The organism is Brevundimonas sp. (genome assembly GCF_013912005.1).
Classification (GTDB): Bacteria; Pseudomonadota; Alphaproteobacteria; order Caulobacterales; family Caulobacteraceae; genus Brevundimonas.
Map to the genome: position 1 here is coordinate 1 of NZ_JACESB010000027.1, position 16,965 is coordinate 16,965.

Here is a 16,965-nt window from a genome sequence, read left to right on the forward strand (position 1 = left end):
GGCTGATCTCGCCCGAACCCGAGCGGATGGCGGCGACGTTGGTCACCACCACCGACACCGCCTGCTGCAGCTGGCCGATGGCGGAGTTGAAATCGGCCTTCAGCTGCTCCGCCTTCGGCGCCACCGGCACGGTCATCCGGTAGGTCAGGTCGCCCCCGGCCATGGCCGCCAGACCCTCGGCCAGCGCGGTGATGGCCACCCGGTCCTCCTCGGCCGCCCGGGCCTTCTCGGCCTCCGCGGCGATCCGCTGGCGTTCGTTCGCCTCCCGGGCGGCGGCGGCCTCCTGCTCGACCCGCACCTTCTCGATCGCCGCGTCGCGGAAGGCGAGGATCGCAGCGCCCATGGCGCCGAACTCGTCCTTGCGATTGGCTTCCGGCTGGACGGAGGTGTCTCCGGAGCGCAGACGGTTCATCTGCGTGATCATCAGATCGATCGGGCCGGCGATGGCGCGGGTCAGCAGGAAGCCGACCGCCAGGGAGATCAGGAGGGCGGCGGCCAGACCGATCATCAGGGCGACGACGAGCCCCGACAGCGCCCGGTCGTACACCGAGCGACCCCGCTCGAGCTCCGCCTCGACCACCGTGTGCATGCGCTCGACCGACTCCTCGACGACGCCCATCGCGGCGTCTGCAGAGCCGTCGCGCCCGACCATCTGCAAGGCGGCGGCGCGGGTCGCCGGAGCGTCGGCGAGCGCCCGCCCCTGCACCACGACGTGCTGGAACCAGTCGTCACCGGCCTTCTCCGCCGTCTCCGCCAGCGCAGCCACAGATGCGGTGCCTTCGACCTTCAGCGCCTCCATCTCGCCCTTGAAGGACGCCCGGTGAGCCTCCGCCCGCTCGATGTAGTAGGGATCTCCGGAGATCAGGTAGCCGCGGAAGCTGTTCTCCTGACGCGCCAGATAGAACTGCGCCGACTGCAGGTGCCGGGTCATGGTGTTGCCCACCGAGCGTTCGGCCTGGGCGCGTTTCAGAGCCTCGATCTGGTAGAAGGCCACGCCGCCCATCGCGCCGATGGCGAACAGGACGCAGGCGAAGGCGAGAAACAGTTTCCGGCCTACAGGCAGGTTGTTCAGCAGGGTCACGGGGGCCTCGATCTCTTGTCGGGTCAGAAGGCGAAGGTCAGGGCGGCGACGAGGCGATCCTCGTAGCGCTCGCCCAGCGCGTGCTCGTCGGTGTCGTACCAGCGCAGGTCGACGGCGACGGCGGAGGTGAGCTTGTGCTTCACGCCCACGTTCCACGCCGTGTACTCGGCGCTGGTGTCGCTGATCCGCTCGCCCACGGCGGCGCTGGCGCGCGTGCGGGAGCCGAGCGCGAAGCCGGCCTGGGCCTCGATCCACCAGGCTTCCCGCGCCGACCCGGCGCCGTCGGCGGTGTAGTTCACCCGCAGCCGCGCCCCGACCGGCCCCACGTCGCGGGACACGTCGACCTGGTACTCGGTGTAGAGGTCGTCGTAGCCGGCCACGGTGTTGTGCAGCGACCGGCGCAGCACCGACAGGTCGATCTCGTAGCCGCCGACCTCGCGCACATAGCCGACGGTGGCGATCATCTCCGCATCGGCGCCGCCGCCGAGTTCGACCGTCGACGCCTCGAACTCGGCGTAGAAGCCGTTCAGCGCGACGCCGACCGAGCCCGAGACGCTGGGGTCGCCGCCGCTCTTGCCGAGACCCTTGGCGACATTCTCCGTCGCCACGCCGATCTGGCCGCTGAACTCGGGATCCGCGGCGGCGGAAGCCGAAGCGGCGCCGGCGACCGCGAGGCCGGCGAGCAGGGCAGGCAGGCCGCGGGCGAGGCGCTTTTCCGGGCCCGGACGATGGTGGTCACGGTTGAACATATTTCCCCCTCGGATGCTGGCGACATCTTCGGGAGTCAGCGGAATACCGTTGGTAAACCAACGCGTACGTAGAAATGCGTATGCTGACCGTTCGCTTCCTAATGGAATCCGGTTAGTCTAGAAATCGGGATATCGGGGATGGGGACTCAATCGCAGGCGTGCGAAGCTACACAGCCAGCCTGAAGGACGGAACGCCGCTGGGCCCGCTGCTCGGCGGGCTGGTGAGGCGCTCATGGCGCGGCTGGCGCGGCTATCTGCTCGCCGTCGTTTCCGTCGCCGCCTGCGTCGGTCTACGCTACCTGCTTGAGCCGTTCGGCCAGTTCTACTACCTGCCGATGGTGCCCGCGGCGGTCGCCACCGCCCTGCTCACCCGCCCCGGCCCCACCGGCCTCGCGATCGCCCTGTCGATCGCCCTCAACCTCTGGCTGGTGCCGCGCGAACACCTGATCGACGCGATCGTCAACGCCGCCCTCTTCCTGTGCGTCTGCTGGTTCCTGGCCGAGATCTGCTGGGCCCAGAGGCGCGCACGTCTCCGCTCCCGCGTGCTGGCCCGCACCCTCGCCGGGAGCACCGCCATGCTGGACACGGTGCTGTCGGCGGTGCCGGTCGTCCTGCTCGACCGCAAGGGCCGGGTCCGCCGCCTGACCCCGGCGGCCGCCGGGCTGTTCGAGCTGGAGGATGCGGAGGCCCGCGGCCTGCCGTTCGACCGGCTGGTCGACGGCTTCGATCTCGCCCGCTTCGCCGGCGACGGCCGGCGCCCGGCCCCGGTTTCCGTCTGGACCGCCCGCACCCGCGCCGGGCGACAGCTGACGCTGAACCTGCAGGTCGGGATCAGCGCCGGACGGGCGGGCGGCGGCTACGCCGCCGTCTGCGTGACCGACGTCACCAGCACCGAAGCGGCCACGACGCGGGCGCGCGAGCTGGACGAGCAGTTGAACCGGGTCTGGCGCCTCAACTCCCTGGGCCAGATGGCGGCCACGCTCGCCCACGAGCTCAACCAGCCGCTCAGCGCCGCCGCCGCCTACATGCAGGCCAGCCAGCGCGACATTGAACGGAGCGGGCCGCTGGGCCAGAGCGCCGGACACACGCTTGAGCTCGCCAAGGGGCAGGTGCTCCGCGCGGGCGCCATCATCCGGCGGATGCGCGACCTCCTGGCCACCGGCACGGCTGACCTGCGGCCCGAGCGCGTGTCGTCCATGATCGTCGACCTGGGTCCGTCCCTGCAGATGCTGGGCCGGGACCAGGGCATGGAGGTGCGGGTCGAGGTCGATCCGCAGGACGACCGGGTGCTCGCCGAGCGCATCCAGTTCCAGCAGGCCGTGATCAACCTCGTTCGCAACGCCCTCGAGGCCGCCGCGGCCGCCGCCCCGCCCCTCGTCCTCATCTCCGGGCAGGCGGAAAAGGCGCACTATGTCGTCTCGGTGGAAGACAATGGCCCGGGCGTTCCGCCAGAGCGCATCGAGGCGGTGCTGGAGCCGACCACGACCACCAAGGCCGGCGGCATGGGGCTCGGCCTGTCCGTGACCCGCACCATCATCGAGGGGCACGGGGGTCAGATGGAGGTCGGGCGGAGCCGGTACGGAGGAGCCGCGTTCACCATTCGCATCCCTAGGGAGGAGGGGACCGCATGATGCATGAGGGAACCGTCTTCGTCATCGACGACGATGCAGTCGTAAGGGACTCGCTGGTGGTGCTGCTTCGCGCGGAGGGTCTGCGCGCGCGCGCCTTCGCGGGCGGCGCCGAGTTCTTCGAACAGCTGCCCCAGGAGCCCGCCGCCTGCGTCATCACCGACCTTCGCATGCCCGTGATGGACGGGGCGGAGGTGGTCCGCCGGCTGGCGGCCCTGACCGATCGCACCTGGCCGGTGATCGTGATCACCGGTCACGCCGACGTCTCGATGGCGGTGGAGCTGATGAAGACGGGAATCGTCGATTTCATCGAGAAACCCGTGGATCCCGCTCGCCTCGTCGAGGTGGTGCGCGGGGTGCTGCGCCGGGTCGACGACATCTCCCTGCGTCAGGCCCGCCGGCGGACGGTGGAGACCCGGCTGGCGGCCCTGACGCCCCGCGAGCGACAGATCTTCGACCGGCTGGTCGAGGGCGGCTCCAACAAGGAGATCGCCATCGACCTGTCCATCAGCCCGCGCACGGTCGAGGTGTTCCGCGCCCGGGTGATGGAGAAGATGGCCGCCGACAGCCTGTCGGCGCTCGTCCGCATGGGCCTGCTCGTGGATGACGGCGAGGGGCGGGACGACCCCGCCCCGCCCGGATCTCACAGGGCAGTGTAGGCCGTCTTCGTCCAGGTGAAGAACTCCACCGCCGCGAAGCCCTGCTCGCGCGGGCCGTAGCTGGACTTCTTCGTCCCCCCGAACGGCACATGATAGTCGACGCCCGCCGTGGGCAGGTTGACCATGGTCATCCCCGCCTTCGCCCGGCGCTGGAAGTCGCGGGCGTGCTTCAGCGAGCCGGTGACGATGCCCGCCGACAGGCCGAACTCGACCCCGTTGGCGATCTCCAGCGCCTCCTCATAGGTCTTCACCCGGATGGTCGAGGCGACCGGGCCGAACACCTCCTCGCTGTTGATGCGCATGCCCGCCGCCGTGTCGGCGATCAGGGTCGGCTGCACGTACCAGCCGGGCGTCTCCAGCTGCAGCCGGTCGCCGCCGGCGACCACCCGGCCGCCCTCGCCGCGCGCGATCTCCACGTAGCGGTACGAGGTCTCCATCTGCGCCTCGCTGACCGCGGGGCCGATGTTGGTGGTCGGGTCCAGCGCCGGTCCGACCTTCAGGCCGCGCAGCCGCTCGGCCAGGGCGGCGACGAAGCGGTCGTGGATCCCGTCCTGCACGATCAGCCGGCTCGACGCCGTGCAGCGCTGGCCGGTGGCGAAGAAGGAGCCGTCCAGCGCGATGGTCACCGCCCGGTCGAGGTCGGCGTCGTCCAGCACGATCAGCGGGTTCTTGCCGCCCATCTCAAGCTGCACCCGCGCCTGCCGCGCCGCCGCCCCGGCGGCCACACCCGCGCCCACGCCCTGCGAGCCGGTGAACGACAGGCCGTCGACGTCCGGATGGTCGACCAGCGCCTGACCCACGTCGCCGCGGCCGACGACCATGTTCAGCACGCCTCTCGGCAGCCCGGCCTCGTGCAGCACCGCCACCAGCGCCTCGGCCGTCGCCGGGGTCGGGCCCGCGGGCTTCAGCACCACGGTGTTGCCGAAGGCCAGCGCCGGCGCCGCCTTCCACGCCGGGATGGCGATGGGGAAGTTCCACGGCGTGATCAGGCCGAACACCCCGACCGCCTCGCGTCGGGTCTGCACCTCCACCCCCGGGCGCACCGAGGCCAGGTTCTGGCCGTGCAGGCGCAGCGCCTCGCCGGCGAAGTATTTGAGGATCCGCCCGGCGCGCACGGTCTCGCCGATCCCCTCGGCCAGGGTCTTGCCCTCCTCGCGCGACAGCAGGGTCCCGATCGCCTCGCGCCGCGCCATCAGCAGGGTCCCGGCCCGGTCCAGCACGTCCGAACGGAGCTCCGGCGACGCCTCGGCCCAGGCGGGAAAGGCCGCCTTCGCCGCCGCCACCGCCGCGTCCACCTCGGCGGTCCCGCCCTCGGGCCGGCGCGCGACCACCTCGCGCGTGTCCGAGGGGTTCAGCCCCTCGCCCGGACGCTCGGCGTCGACCTTCTCCCCGCCGATCCAGTGGCAGAGCTCGAGGGTGTCGGTCATGGAATCCTCCGGCGGATGCAGGCCGCCACTGGTACAGAAGCCGCGCCGTCGCGTCAGCCCCGCCTCAGTCCGCCGTGACATGCTCGCGGTCGCCCGGGCCGGCCGCGGGATCGGGCGCGGCCGCCAGGGGGGCCGGGCCGCGACCCAGCGCCTCGGCGAGGGCGGCGCGGTCCAGCGTGCCCTCCCAGCGCGCCACCACCAGGGTGGCCACGGCGTTGCCGACGAAGTTGGTCAGCGCCCGGCACTCGCTCATGAAGCGGTCGATGCCGAGGATCAGGGCCATGCCGGCCACCGGCACCGACGGCACGACCGCCAGTGTGGCGGCCAGGGTGATGAAGCCCGCCCCGGTGATGCCCGCCGCCCCCTTGGAGCTCAGCATGGCCACCAGCAGCAGCAGGATCTGGTCGCCGAGGCTCAGCTCGATGTTCATCGCCTGGGCGATGAACAGGGCCGCCAGCGTCATGTAGATGTTGGTGCCGTCGAGGTTGAACGAATAGCCCGTCGGCACCACCAGGCCGACCACCGGCCGCGGCGCGCCGGCCCGCTCCAGCTTCTCCATCAGGCTGGGCAGCGCCGCCTCCGAGGAGGAGGTGCCCAGCACCAGCAGCAGCTCCGCCTTCAGATAGGCGATCAGCCGGAAGATGGAGAAGCCGTTGGCCCGCGCGACCAGCCCCAGCACCCCCAGCACGAAGACCAGCGAGGTCAGGTAGAAGGTCGCCACCAGGGCGGCGAGATTGACCACCGACTGCAGGCCGTACGCCCCGATGGTGAAGACGAAGGCCCCGAAGGCCCCGATCGGCGCCGCCTTCATCAGGATGGCGACGACGCGGAACATCACCTGCGACAGCGACTCCAGCGCCCGCGTCACCGGCCGCGCCGGCTCGCCGATCAGCGCCAGGGCGACGCCGAACAGGATCGCCACGAACAGCACCTGCAGGATGTTGCCGCTGGTGAAGGCGCCGACGAGGCTGTCGGGGATGACCCCCAGCAGGAAGCCCTGGATCGAGGTTTCGTGCGCCGCCTCGGCGTACTGGCTCACGGCCCCCGCATCCAGGCTGGCCGGATCGACGTTCAGCCCCCGCCCCGGCCGCACCACATTGGCGATCACCAGCCCGACGATCAGCGCCAGGGTCGAGAAGGTCAGGAAGTAGGCGAAGGCCCGTCCCGCCACCCGGCCCACCGACTTCAGGTCGCTCATCCCGGCGATGCCGGTGGAGATGGTCAGGAAGATCACCGGCGCGATGATCATCTTGACCAGCTTGATGAAGCCGTCGCCCAGCGGCTTCAGGTCGCGTCCCAGCTCAGGCCACAGGTGGCCGATCAGACCCCCGGCGAGGATGGCGAGGAGAACGAGGAAATAGAGGCTGCGCCAGAACGGCTTGGGCGTTGCGGCGGGCGGGGGCGGGGGCGGGGGCGGAGATGGAGGCGCTGTCGTCCTTTTCCGGCGCGCCCCCGCCGTCGCCGCCGTCTTCGCCTTCGCTGTCATCCGCTCATCCTCTGATCCGCAACGCCGACCATGGGCGGAATCGGACCCGCTCGCTAGCGCTCCGCCGCGGCCAGCGCCAGCGCGATCGCCCCCAGCGGGCCGGCGCGGCCGCCCAGCGCCGGCGGCTGCACAAAGGCCTCGAGGTCCGCGGCGATCCGGTCGGCGGTCGCATAGCCGCCGAGGCTGTCGATCAGGCCCCGGCGCAGGCGCGGAAACAGCCACGGCTGCCCCCCGGCGACGCCGCCCCCGATGAGGATGCGCTGCGGACAGGTGGTCAGGACCAGATTGTGCAGCATGCCGGCCAGCGCGGCGACCGCTGTTTCCCACGCCGGATGGTCGGGCGGGACCTGCTCTCCGGGCCGGCCGGCCCGGGCGGCGATCGCCGGACCCGACGCCAGCCCCTCCACGCAGTCGCCGTGATAGGGGCAGACGCCCGGCCAGTCGTCCCCCGGCCGCCGCGGGATCCGCAGGTGCCCCGCCTCGCTGTGGCCGAGTCCGCGGACGGTCCGCCCGTCCACCACCGAACCCACGCCGATGCCCGTGCCGACGGTGACGTAGGCGTAGCTGCGCAGGCCCTGCGCCGCGCCCCAGCGCCCCTCCGCCAGCGCCGCCGCATTGACGTCGGTGTCGACGGCCACGGGCCGGTCCAGCCCCTCCGCCAGCGACAGAAGGTCCGCTCCGCGCCAGCCCGGCTTCGGCGTGGCGGTCACCCGGCCGAAGTCGGCCGACGCCGGGTCCAGCTCCAGCGGCCCGAAGCCGGCGATCCCCAGGGCGCGGACGCCCGGCCCGGCGCGCCAGCGCGCCAGCACCTCGCGGATGGCCGCGAGGGTCTCGTCCGCCCCCCGGGTCGGGAGGCGGACCTCCTCGAGGATGCTGTCCGGCCCCGACGCCAGCAGGCAGACGCATTTGGTGCCGCCCAGCTCGACGCCGGCCGCCGGCGCGGTTTCCCTGTGCTCGCTCATCCGCCCACCCTGCCCCGCCGCGCGGCTCCGGACCATCCCCGCAGGGGTTGGCGCCGGGCGATTCCGCCGTCACAGGTGCTGCCCATGGGCGACGAGCGGGACGCGGTGCTGGACGGACTGGAGGCGGAGGCCATCCACATCCTGCGCGAGGTCACGGCCGGGCGCGAGCGGCCGGTCATGCTGTTCTCCGGCGGCAAGGACTCGGCGGTGATGCTGCACCTGGCCCGCAAGGCCTTCTTCCCCGCCCCGCCGCCCTTTCCCCTGCTCCATGTCGACACGACGTGGAAGTTCGCAGAGATGTACGCCTACCGCGACGCCGCCGCCGCGGCGGCCGGCATGCGCCTGATCGTCCACCGCAATCCGGAGGCCGAGGCCGCCGGCGTCAACCCGTTCGACCACGGCCCCGCCGTCCACACCGATCTCTGGAAAACGGCGGGCCTGAAGCAGGCGCTCGACCTGCACCGCTTCGGCGCCGCCTTCGGCGGGGCCCGCCGCGACGAGGAGAAGAGCCGCGCCAAGGAGCGCATCGTCTCGGTCCGCTCGCCGACCCACGGCTGGGATCCCCGCGCCCAGCGGCCGGAGCTCTGGAGCCTCTACAACACGCGCGTCTCCGGCGGGGCGTCGCTGCGCGTCTTCCCCCTGTCCAACTGGACCGAACTGGACGTGTGGCGCTACGTGCGCCGCGAGAACATCGCCCTGCCCGGCCTCTACCTCGCCGCCGAGCGGCGGGTGGTCGAGCGCGACGGCGTGCTGCTGCCGGTGGAGGACGACCGTTTCCCCCTCCGGCCGGGCGAGCGCGTGGAGACGCGCCGGGTCCGCTTCCGCACCCTCGGCTGCTGGCCGCTCACCGCCGCGGTCGAGAGCGACGCCGCGACTCTCGACGAGGTGATCGCCGAGGTCGCCGCAACCCGGCTGTCGGAACGCCACGGCCGCATCATCGACCACGACTCGGCGGCCTCGATGGAGCGCAAGAAGCGCGAGGGCTATTTCTGATGGCCGAGCCCGCCCGCCCCGGCATCGTCCGCCTCGTCGCCTGCGGCTCGGTGGACGACGGCAAGTCCACCCTGATCGGCCGCCTGCTGCACGACTGCGGCGCCGTGCCCGCCGACATCCTGGCCGCGCTCGACGGCGACGGCCCCGACGGACCCGACCTGTCGCGCCTGCTCGACGGGCTCGGCGCCGAGCGCGAGCAGGGCATCACCATCGACGTCGCCTGGCGGTCCTTCGACATCGGCGAGCGCCGGTTCATCCTCGCCGACGCGCCCGGCCACGAGCAGTACACGCGCAACATGGTCACCGCCGCCTCGTCCGCCGACGTGGCCGTGGTGCTGGTCGACGCCACCCGGGGCGTGCTCACCCAGACCCGGCGGCACACCCGCCTGCTGGCCCTGCTCGGGGTGCGTCGGGTGCTGCTGGCGGTCAACAAGATGGATCGGGTCAACTGGTCGCAGGACCTCTTCGACCGCCTCGCCGGCGAATGGCTGGCCTTCGCCGCGGAGCTCGGCCTCCCCGATGTCGCGGCCCTCCCGATCTCCGCCCGCGACGGCGACAACGTCGTCGCCCGCAGCTCGCGCATGCCCTGGTGCGCGGGGCCGACCCTCGTCGAGTGGCTGGCGGCCGCGCCGCCGCGGGCGGAGGCCGCCGGGCCCTTCCGCATGGCCGTGCAGTCCGTGATCCGCCACGGCGCCGGCTACCGCGGCCTGACCGGCCGCGTCGGCGGCGGGACAGTCCGCCCCGGCGACCGCCTGCGCATTCTCCCCGCCGGGACCGAGGCCGCCGTCGACCGCATCGTGACCTTCGACGGCGATCTCCCGCAGGCGACGACGGGCCAGTCGATCAGCCTCGTGCTCGACCGCCCCGTCGACGTTTCCCGCGGCGACGTGCTGGCCGCCGCGGACGCGCCGCTCGAGGTCGCCGACCTGTTCGAGGCCGACATCGTCTGGATGTCCGAACACGCCCTTCTCCCCGGCCGGTCCTACTGGCTGCAACTCGCGACGCAGACCGTCGCCGCCCGCATCGGCGACGTCCGCCGCCGCATCGACATCGACACCGGCGAGGCCCGGCCGGCCCGCACCTTCGCCCTCAACGACCTTGGCGTGGCGACCCTGTCGCTCGACGCGCCCATCCCCTTCGCGCCGTACGCCGAGAGCCGCGAGTTCGGCGGCTTCATCCTCATCGACCGCATCACCGACGAGACGGTCGGCGCCGGCATGATCCGCTTCGCCCTCCGCCGGGCCGACACCGTGCGCCCGCAGCGCCTGTCGGTGGACCGCGACCAGCGCGCCGCGCTCAAGGGCCAGAAGCCGCTCGTCGTCTGGTTCACCGGCCTGTCCGGGGCCGGCAAGTCGACCATCGCCAACCTGGTCGACCAGCGCCTTCTGGCCGACGGCCTGCACGCCGCCCTGCTCGACGGCGACAACGTCCGGCGCGGCCTGAACCGCGACCTCGGCTTCACCGAGGCCGACCGGGTCGAGAACATCCGCCGCGTGGCCGAGGTCGCCCGGCTGATGACCGACGCCGGCCTGATCGTGCTCGTCGCCTTCATCTCGCCGTTCGAGGCCGAACGGCAGGCGGCCCGCGAGATCATGGCCCCCGGCGAGTTCCTCGAGGTGCACGTCGACGCCCCGCTGGCGGTGGTCGAGGCGCGCGACGTGAAGGGTCTCTACGCCCGGGCGCGCGCGGGCGAGCTGGCCAACTTCACCGGCATCGCCAGCCCCTATGAGCCGCCGGAGTCGCCGGACCTGCGCATCGACACCGCCGCGTGCACGCCCGAGCAGGCGGCGGAAGAGGTCATCCGCCTGATACGGACGGCGCTCGCCGGCTGAACCGCCACTTCATGGCCAGCACTCCGGAGGCCATCAGCAGGGCGCAGGTGTTGGCGAAGGTCACCGGCCAGGCGCCGGTCATCGCCCCGTACACCACCCACAGGGCGAAGCAGGTTACGGTCAGCGAATAGGTCTTCAGCGACACCGCCGTGGCGTCCTGCTCCTTCCAGATCTTGACCATCTGGGGGGCGAAGCTGGTGATCGAGCACAGGGCCGCGCCGACCCCGAAGGCGTTGGCCACAACCTCGCTCACGCGACGGCCTGCGAAGGCTCGGGACGGGGCGCCGGGCGGGGGAGCGGATGCTGCATTCCGCCTCAACGGCGGCGCTCCCCCTTGGTTGCTAGTGCAGCGTCGCGCCCGGCGGACGCCGCGCCAGGGTCCGCTGTTCGAAGGCGTGGCCCAGCGACAGAACCTTCGCATCCTCCCATTTGCCGGCGATGAAGCTGATCCCCACCGGCAGGCCGCGGTCGAAGCCCATCGGCACCGTCAGGTGTGGATAGCCGGCGACCGCCGCCAGTCGGCTGGCCGAGCCCTGCATGTCGTCCTCGTCCTCGCGGTCGTTGGTCCAGGCGCGCGAGGTGGTCGGGGCGACGAGGGCGACGACGCGGTGCTCCGCCATCATCCGGTCGATCCCCTCCGGCCCCGCCGCGCGCACCGAGTTGGCCCGCGCCTCGACGTAGGCCGGGTCCTCCAGCCCGCCGGTCGCCTCCGCCTGCTCGAACAGATCCTGGCCGAACAGCACCGTCTCCCGCGGCTCGGCGGCGTTGAAGGCGATCACCTCCGCCAGGGTCCGCGTCCGCACCTGGGCCGGGTCGGTCGAGGCGAGGTAGGCGTTGAGGTCGTGCTTCAGCTCGGTCAGCAGCACGGTCAGCTCCCAGCCGCCGATGCGGCGGAAGTCGGCCGGCGCCTCGGTGATGTCGACGATCTCCGCCCCGGCGGCGCGCATGGCCTCAACCGCCTTTTCGAACTCGGCCCGCGTCTCCTCCGAATAGCTCGGCAGCAGGAAGCGCATCACCCCGATGCGCGCCCCGCGCAGGCTGTTCGCGTCCAGCGCCGCCGCATAGTCCACCTTCCGCGCATCGGCCTCGGCCGTGGCCGGGTCCATCGGATCCGTCCCGGCGATGGCGGTCAGCACCCGCGCCGCATCCTCCACCGTGGTCGCCATCGGCCCGGCCGTGTCCTGCGAATGGCTGATCGGCACGATGTGCGTCCGGCTGACCAGCCCCACCGTCGGCTTGAAGCCCACGATCCCCGTCACCGAGGCCGGGCAGGTGATCGACCCGTCCGTCTCCGTCCCGATCGCCACGGGCGCCAGGCCGATGGCCACCGCCACGGCGCTGCCGGAGGACGAGCCGCACGGCGTCCGCTCGGGGTCGTACGGGTTGCGCGTCTGCCCGCCGACGGCGCTCCAGCCGCTGATCGAGTCCGACGAGCGGATGTTGGCCCACTCCGACAGGTTGGTCTTGCCGACGATCACCGCCCCGGCATCGCGCAGCCGCGTGACCAGCGGCGCGTCGCGCCCGGGCGCGTTGTGCAGCAGCGCCAGCGACCCGGCCGTGGTCGGCATCTCGGCCGTCTCGATATTGTCCTTGAGCAGGATCGGCAGGCCCGCCAGCGGTCCGTCCGCGGCCGGGGCGGCGGCGAGCGCCGTCGGACTCACCCGCAGCACGCTGTTGGGAGCCGCGTCCGGCATGCCGCGGTCCAGCCGGACGATGCGCTCGACGGCGGCGGCGACCACCGTCGACCCGGACCCGGCGCCGACCGCAGGCGGCGGTCCGCCGGCGCAGGCGGCGGCGAGCCCGGCGAGGGCTGCGATCAGTCCTGCGCGGACGGCGCCCGATCGCCGATCGTGCGGTCGAGGAAGTCGAGGTAGGTTCGCCATTGGTGCAGCTGCCTGGAGTTGCCCCGCACGCCGTGGCGCTGGCCGGGGTAGAGCATGGTCTCGAAGGGGATGCTCGCCTCCTGCAGCGCGTTCAGCACGCGGGTGGTGTTCTCGAAGATGACGTTGTCGTCGGCCATGCCGTGCATCAGCAGCAGCCGTCCGGTCAGGTTGGGCAGGCGCGGGATCACGTCCGAGGCGGCGTAGCCCTCGGCGTTCGCCTGCGGCGTCGACATGTACCGCTCGGTGTAGTGGGTGTCGTACAGGCTCCACTCGGTCGGGGGCGCCCCGGCCAGCCCGGCGGCCAGCCCCATCTCCGGCTCGGTCAGGGCCATCAGGGTCATGAAGCCGCCGTAGGACCAGCCCATCATGGCGATGTGGTCGTCCTCGACGAAGGGCAGAGATCTCAGATAGTTGGCCGCCAGAACCTGATCCTCAATCTCAGGCTGGCCCATCTTCAGGTGCAGGGCCTCCTTGAACGCCGCCGAGCGGTCGCCCTCGCCGCGGTTGTCGAGCCGGAAGACGATGTAGCCCGCCTCGGTCAACAGTTGATTGGTTAGCGGCTGCCATGCCCGGCGCACCCCGCCGCCCGACGGGCCGCCATACACCTGCATCACCACCGGGTAGGTCTTCGAGGGGTCGAAGCCGGGCGGCGTGGTCATCTGCCAGACCAGGGTCTCGCCGTGGCTCTCCAGCGTCCCGAACTGCGGCGTCTGCCGGCGCGAGGCGTAGGGGAAGTAGGGATGATCCTCGTCCAGCCGGTTCTCCTCGATCCAGCGCACGAAGGTCCCGTCGGCCCGGTACAGGCCCGAGCGCGGCGGCGTCGCCGGATCGGAATAGTTGCCGACGAAGGCCGTGCCCGTGCGGTTCATCGAGGCCGACCACCAGCCGCCCGCCGGCGTCACCGCCGCCGGCTCCACGGTGTCGTTCAGGGAGGCGCGGAACAGCTGCTGCTCGATCGGCAGCTCCCGGCCGTCGCGCATCGACGCGGTGAAGAACACTTCGCCGGTGTCCTGGTTGACGCCGTTCAGCGCCTTCACCGCCCAGTCGCCGCGGGTGATCGGCCGGATCAGCCGCCCCTCGCGGTCGTACAGGTACAGGTGCTTCCAGCCGCTCTCCTGCGACGACCAGATGAAACGCCCGTCCTCCAGCGCCTTGAAGTCGTGGCTCAGCGGCGTCCAGGCGTCGGAGCGTTGGGTGAGGATCACGCGGCTCGCCCCCGTCGCCGGGTCGACGCTCAGCAGGTCCAGAGTCTTCTGGTCGCGCGACTGACGCTGCACGTACAGGGTCCGCCCGTCGGCCGACCAGTTCACCCGCGCCAGGTAGATGTCGGCGTTCCCGCCGAGGTCGACCTTCGTTCGCCGCCCGCTCTCGCGGTCGTGCACGTACAGCTCGACCACCGCGTTCGGCCGCCCGGCCCGCGGATAGCGCTGCTCGACCACCGTGGCCCCGCCGCCGGTGATGTCCAGCCGCGGGATCACGTCGACGGTCGACTCGTCGGTGCGCTGCAGGGCGATGTAGCGCTCGTCCGGGCTCCACCAGTAGCCGGTGTCGCGATCCATCTCCTCCTGGGCGATGAACTCGGCCGTGGCCCACGTGATCAGCCCCTCGCCGTCGGTGGTGACCTCCGTCTCCCGCCCGGAGGCGAGGTCGTAGACCACCAGGTCCTGGTCCCGCACCCACGAGACGTAGTTTCCGTCCGGCGACACCTTGGCGTCGATCTCGTCCGCCTCGGTCTCGGTCAGCCGGCGCACCGCCCCGCCGTCCCGCTCGGCGAGGAAGATGTCGCCCTCGAGCGGCGCGAGGATGTAGCGCCCCTGCTCGTCCCACGAGTATTCGACCACGCCGCGGGCGCTGATGCGCATCCGCTCGCGCCGCGCCTTCTCGGCCTCCGACAGCTCGCCGGCGTCGGGGACCAGCGCGCGGGCGTCGATCAGCTTGAACGGCTCCCCCTCGCCGGTCGGCGCGGCCCACAGGTCCTGCACCTCGGCGTCGTCCTCGCGCGAGCGCAGGAAGGCGACCAGTTCGCCGTCCGGCGACAGGGACACGCCCTTGGCCACGGGGCCGGACAGGGCCGGATCCGCGAACACCCGCTCCGGCGTCAGGATCGCCGTCCCCGGCGCCTCCTGCGCGATCGCCGCGGCCAGCGGCGTCAGGGTGGCGACGAGGAGGGTGGAGGCGAGAAGGATGTTGCGCATGGCGGCGACGCTAGAGCCGGAATCTCCCGCCGTCATCCCCTCGCCGCACCTCGCCCGAAAGTGCACGATGTGCACCCCGTTTTCTTCCGGGCGCACTCTGGACCGCGGACGACCGCCCGGGCGGTCGTCCGCGCGCCTGCGACGCCGACTCCCTTCCGCAACCGGCCCCCGCCGCCTAATAAGCCCCCGATGACCGACGTCGCCGTCTCCGCCCCGCCCGCCAAGGCCTCGCCCTTCCACGAGCTGAAGGTGCTGTGGGTCCATCACTGGACCGACCAGCTGTTCAGCTTCCGGGTGGAGCGCCCCGAGGACTTCCGCTTCCGCTCCGGCGAGTTCGTGATGATCGGCCTGCCGGGCGAGGACGGCGGCAAGCCGATCCTGCGCGCCTACTCCATCGCCTCCCCGCAATGGGACGAACAGCTGGAGTTCCTGTCGATCAAGGTGCCGGACGGCCCCCTCACCTCCCGGCTGCAGAAGATCCGCCCCGGCGACACCGTGCTGATGGGCAAGAAGCCCACCGGCACCCTGGTGCTGGACGCCCTGACCGGCGGCGAGCGCCTGTGGCTGATCGGCACCGGCACCGGCCTGGCCCCCTGGCTCAGCGTGGCGCGCGACCCCGAGACCTACAGCCGCTTCGGCCGCGTCATCGTCTGCCACACGGTGCGCCACGTCGCCGACCTGACCTACCGGGACTTCCTCACCTCGGGCATCCACGACGACCCCCTGATCGGCGACGAGGCGAAGGCCCAGCTGACCTACTATCCGACCGTCACCCGCGAACCGTTCGGGACGCCCGGCCGGATCACCGACCGCATCCGCTCGGGCGACCTGTTCCGCGACCTCGGCCTGCCCGAGGGCTTCTCGCCCGAGCGCGACCGGGTGATGCTGTGCGGCTCCATGGCCATGATCAAGGAGACGGCCGAGTTGCTCGAGGGCTACGGCCTGAAGGAAGGCTCGAACGCCGAGCCGGGCGACTATGTGCTGGAGCGCGCCTTTGTCGGCTGACCTGAAGGACGCCCCGACCGCCGTCGCCGTCGACGCCCGCGTCGCCCCCGAGGCCTGCGCCTCCATGGCCGAGGTCCGCCACGGCGTCGACGCGCTCGACCGCGCCCTCGTCGTCCTGCTGGCCGAGCGCCAACGCTACATGGACGCCGCCGCCCGCATCAAGCCCAGCCGCGACGTGGTCCACGACGAGGCCCGGATCGAGGACGTGGTGCGCAAGGTCCTCGCCGCCGCCGCGCCCGCCGGCCTGTCGCCGGCCATCGCCGAGCCCGTCTGGCGCACCCTCATCGACCGCTGCATCGCCCACGAGCTTGACGCCTGGGACCGGACCCGGGGCTAGCCCCGCAGCCCCCGCAGCATCAGCTCGTGCCGGAAGGCGGCGACGTCGGCCAGCGCCGCCTCCAGATGATCGCGCACCCGCTCCAGCAGCGGCGGCGCCGCCGGCTTCTCGGCCGCCTCGGCCGCCTGGCAGGCCTGCGCCAGCGCGTCCGCGCCGATGCCGGCCGCCGCCCCCCGCAGGGTGTGCACCGCGTCCCGCCAGCCGTCGTCGCGCACGTCCAGCAGCGGCGACCACAAGGCCGCCTGCTGCACGAACAGGCCCAGCACCTCCTCGGTGACGCCGTCGTCGCCCCCGGTCATCCGCTCCAGCACGGCGAAGTCCACCGCCCCGCTGAGATCCCGGCGCGCCATCAGGCGCCGCCCGCCGGCCCGCGACGCTCCCGCAACTCCATCCCGTCCCCCGTCATGGCGGTTGATTCCGCGCCGCCAGCCTAGCCTGTCCGCCGCCGGCCCGGAACGGCCACGGAAAAGCCGCTTGCGTTCCGGGAAGCTTGCCTCTATGTCCCGCCCCTCGCCGCCTCCGAGCGCGCGACCGACGATCGGTCCGGGTGATTAGCTCAGTTGGTAGAGCAGCTGACTCTTAATCAGCGGGTCGTAGGTTCGAACCCTACATCACCCACCATCGTCCCTCGCCCTCCGCAGGCTGGCCAGTCTGACCCGGCGAAGTCCGGCGGCGCGTTTGCGTTCGCGCAAAGCCGCCGGCGCCGGTTCGCGTCCATATGGTCCGGA

The 16,965-nt window shown here is 72.2% G+C and carries 15 protein-coding genes and 1 tRNA gene; 7 read left to right on the plus strand and 9 right to left on the minus strand.

The features are described from left to right. On the minus strand, positions 1 to 1,081 hold a 1,081-nt coding region (locus H2038_RS13425; RefSeq protein WP_292114201.1), incomplete at its 3' end, for a HAMP domain-containing protein. A 23-nt stretch (positions 1,082 to 1,104) separates the two neighbouring features. Continuing rightward, on the minus strand, positions 1,105 to 1,830 hold the full coding sequence (locus H2038_RS13430; protein ID WP_292114204.1) for a TorF family putative porin: 726 nt from the start codon (positions 1,828 to 1,830) through the stop codon (positions 1,105 to 1,107). Positions 1,831 to 1,988: 158 nt separating this feature from the next. On the opposite strand from H2038_RS13430, the gene H2038_RS13435 reads away from it, so the two are divergent. Both H2038_RS13435 and H2038_RS13440 read left to right on the plus strand, forming a co-directional pair. Further along, entirely contained in the window at positions 1,989 to 3,461 is a 1,473-nt protein-coding gene (locus H2038_RS13435; RefSeq protein ID WP_292114207.1) for an ATP-binding protein, read from the plus strand. After that, on the plus strand, positions 3,458 to 4,117 hold the full coding sequence (locus H2038_RS13440; RefSeq protein WP_292114210.1) for a response regulator: 660 nt from the start codon (positions 3,458 to 3,460) through the stop codon (positions 4,115 to 4,117). The genes H2038_RS13435 and H2038_RS13440 overlap by 4 nt, the downstream gene beginning before the upstream one ends. Here the strand turns inward: H2038_RS13440 and H2038_RS13445 are convergent. The 3 genes from H2038_RS13445 to H2038_RS13455 all read right to left on the minus strand — a co-directional run bounded on the left by H2038_RS13445 (position 4,102) and on the right by H2038_RS13455 (position 7,992). Then, positions 4,102 to 5,544 carry an aldehyde dehydrogenase family protein gene (locus tag H2038_RS13445; RefSeq protein WP_292114213.1) on the minus strand — a complete coding sequence of 481 codons (1,443 nt, stop codon included), beginning with the start codon at positions 5,542 to 5,544 and terminating at the stop codon, positions 4,102 to 4,104. The two genes, H2038_RS13440 and H2038_RS13445, sit on opposite strands and share 16 nt — an antisense overlap. A gap of 64 nt (positions 5,545 to 5,608) precedes the next feature. Then, a complete protein-coding gene (locus tag H2038_RS13450) occupies positions 5,609 to 7,030 on the minus strand; it encodes a dicarboxylate/amino acid:cation symporter (protein ID WP_292114216.1) in 1,422 nt (473 codons plus the stop codon). A 53-nt stretch (positions 7,031 to 7,083) separates the two neighbouring features. Beyond that, the gene (locus H2038_RS13455) at positions 7,084 to 7,992 is read right to left on the minus strand and encodes an ROK family protein (RefSeq protein WP_292114218.1); all 909 of its coding nucleotides are present in this window, start codon (positions 7,990 to 7,992) and stop codon (positions 7,084 to 7,086) included. Between the two features lie 84 nt (positions 7,993 to 8,076). On the opposite strand from H2038_RS13455, the gene cysD reads away from it, so the two are divergent. Together cysD and cysC are read left to right on the plus strand one after the other, a co-directional pair. Further along, entirely contained in the window at positions 8,077 to 8,985 is a 909-nt protein-coding gene (gene cysD / locus H2038_RS13460) for a sulfate adenylyltransferase subunit CysD (protein WP_292114221.1), read from the plus strand. Beyond that, positions 8,985 to 10,817, plus strand: coding sequence for an adenylyl-sulfate kinase (gene cysC, locus H2038_RS13465; protein WP_292114224.1), 1,833 nt, complete (start codon positions 8,985 to 8,987; stop codon positions 10,815 to 10,817). The genes cysD and cysC overlap by 1 nt, the downstream gene beginning before the upstream one ends. On the opposite strand, the gene H2038_RS13470 is transcribed toward cysC, so the two are convergent. From H2038_RS13470 to H2038_RS13480, 3 genes are all read right to left on the minus strand, one after another. After that, positions 10,783 to 11,070 carry a SemiSWEET family sugar transporter gene (locus tag H2038_RS13470; protein WP_292114227.1) on the minus strand — a complete coding sequence of 96 codons (288 nt, stop codon included), beginning with the start codon at positions 11,068 to 11,070 and terminating at the stop codon, positions 10,783 to 10,785. The two genes, cysC and H2038_RS13470, sit on opposite strands and share 35 nt — an antisense overlap. Positions 11,071 to 11,158: 88 nt before the next feature. Next, positions 11,159 to 12,700, minus strand: a complete 1,542-nt coding sequence (locus H2038_RS13475; RefSeq protein WP_292114231.1) for an amidase — start codon at positions 12,698 to 12,700, stop codon at positions 11,159 to 11,161. Further along, positions 12,634 to 14,895, minus strand: coding sequence for a S9 family peptidase (locus H2038_RS13480; protein ID WP_292114233.1), 2,262 nt, complete (start codon positions 14,893 to 14,895; stop codon positions 12,634 to 12,636). The genes H2038_RS13475 and H2038_RS13480 overlap by 67 nt, the downstream gene beginning before the upstream one ends. Positions 14,896 to 15,084: 189 nt before the next feature. Here H2038_RS13480 and H2038_RS13485 point away from each other — a divergent pair, with 189 nt between their 5' ends. Further along, positions 15,085 to 15,900, plus strand: coding sequence for a ferredoxin--NADP reductase (locus tag H2038_RS13485; RefSeq protein ID WP_292114236.1), 816 nt, complete (start codon positions 15,085 to 15,087; stop codon positions 15,898 to 15,900). After that, complete coding sequence (locus tag H2038_RS13490) at positions 15,872 to 16,237, plus strand: chorismate mutase (RefSeq protein ID WP_292114239.1); 366 nt, start codon at positions 15,872 to 15,874, stop codon at positions 16,235 to 16,237. The genes H2038_RS13485 and H2038_RS13490 overlap by 29 nt, the downstream gene beginning before the upstream one ends. On the opposite strand, the gene H2038_RS13495 is transcribed toward H2038_RS13490, so the two are convergent. Further along, positions 16,234 to 16,587, minus strand: a complete 354-nt coding sequence (locus tag H2038_RS13495; RefSeq protein WP_292114242.1) for an Hpt domain-containing protein — start codon at positions 16,585 to 16,587, stop codon at positions 16,234 to 16,236. The genes H2038_RS13490 and H2038_RS13495 overlap by 4 nt on opposite strands. Before the next feature lie 195 nt (positions 16,588 to 16,782). Between H2038_RS13495 and H2038_RS13500 the strand changes: the two genes are divergently transcribed. Then, positions 16,783 to 16,858: transfer RNA gene (locus tag H2038_RS13500), tRNA-Lys, on the plus strand. Positions 16,859 to 16,965: the final 107 nt, after the last annotated feature.

Bases quoted from the DNA above. Each gene is read 5' to 3' on its own strand.
- H2038_RS13430 (WP_292114204.1), bottom strand. From the start codon at position 1,830: ATGTTCAACCGTGACCACCATCGTCCGGGCCCGGAAAAGCGCCTCGCC.
- H2038_RS13495 (WP_292114242.1), bottom strand. From the start codon at position 16,587: ATGGCGCGCCGGGATCTCAGCGGGGCGGTGGACTTCGCCGTGCTGGAG.
- H2038_RS13490 (WP_292114239.1), top strand. From the start codon at position 15,872: ATGTGCTGGAGCGCGCCTTTGTCGGCTGACCTGAAGGACGCCCCGACC.
- cysD (WP_292114221.1), top strand. From the start codon at position 8,077: ATGGGCGACGAGCGGGACGCGGTGCTGGACGGACTGGAGGCGGAGGCC.
- H2038_RS13455 (WP_292114218.1), bottom strand. From the start codon at position 7,992: ATGAGCGAGCACAGGGAAACCGCGCCGGCGGCCGGCGTCGAGCTGGGC.
- H2038_RS13480 (WP_292114233.1), bottom strand. From the start codon at position 14,895: ATGCGCAACATCCTTCTCGCCTCCACCCTCCTCGTCGCCACCCTGACG.
- H2038_RS13445 (WP_292114213.1), bottom strand. From the start codon at position 5,544: ATGACCGACACCCTCGAGCTCTGCCACTGGATCGGCGGGGAGAAGGTC.
- cysC (WP_292114224.1), top strand. From the start codon at position 8,985: ATGGCCGAGCCCGCCCGCCCCGGCATCGTCCGCCTCGTCGCCTGCGGC.
- H2038_RS13475 (WP_292114231.1), bottom strand. From the start codon at position 12,700: ATGGCGAACCTACCTCGACTTCCTCGACCGCACGATCGGCGATCGGGC.
- H2038_RS13440 (WP_292114210.1), top strand. From the start codon at position 3,458: ATGATGCATGAGGGAACCGTCTTCGTCATCGACGACGATGCAGTCGTA.
- H2038_RS13450 (WP_292114216.1), bottom strand. From the start codon at position 7,030: ATGACAGCGAAGGCGAAGACGGCGGCGACGGCGGGGGCGCGCCGGAAA.
- H2038_RS13485 (WP_292114236.1), top strand. From the start codon at position 15,085: ATGACCGACGTCGCCGTCTCCGCCCCGCCCGCCAAGGCCTCGCCCTTC.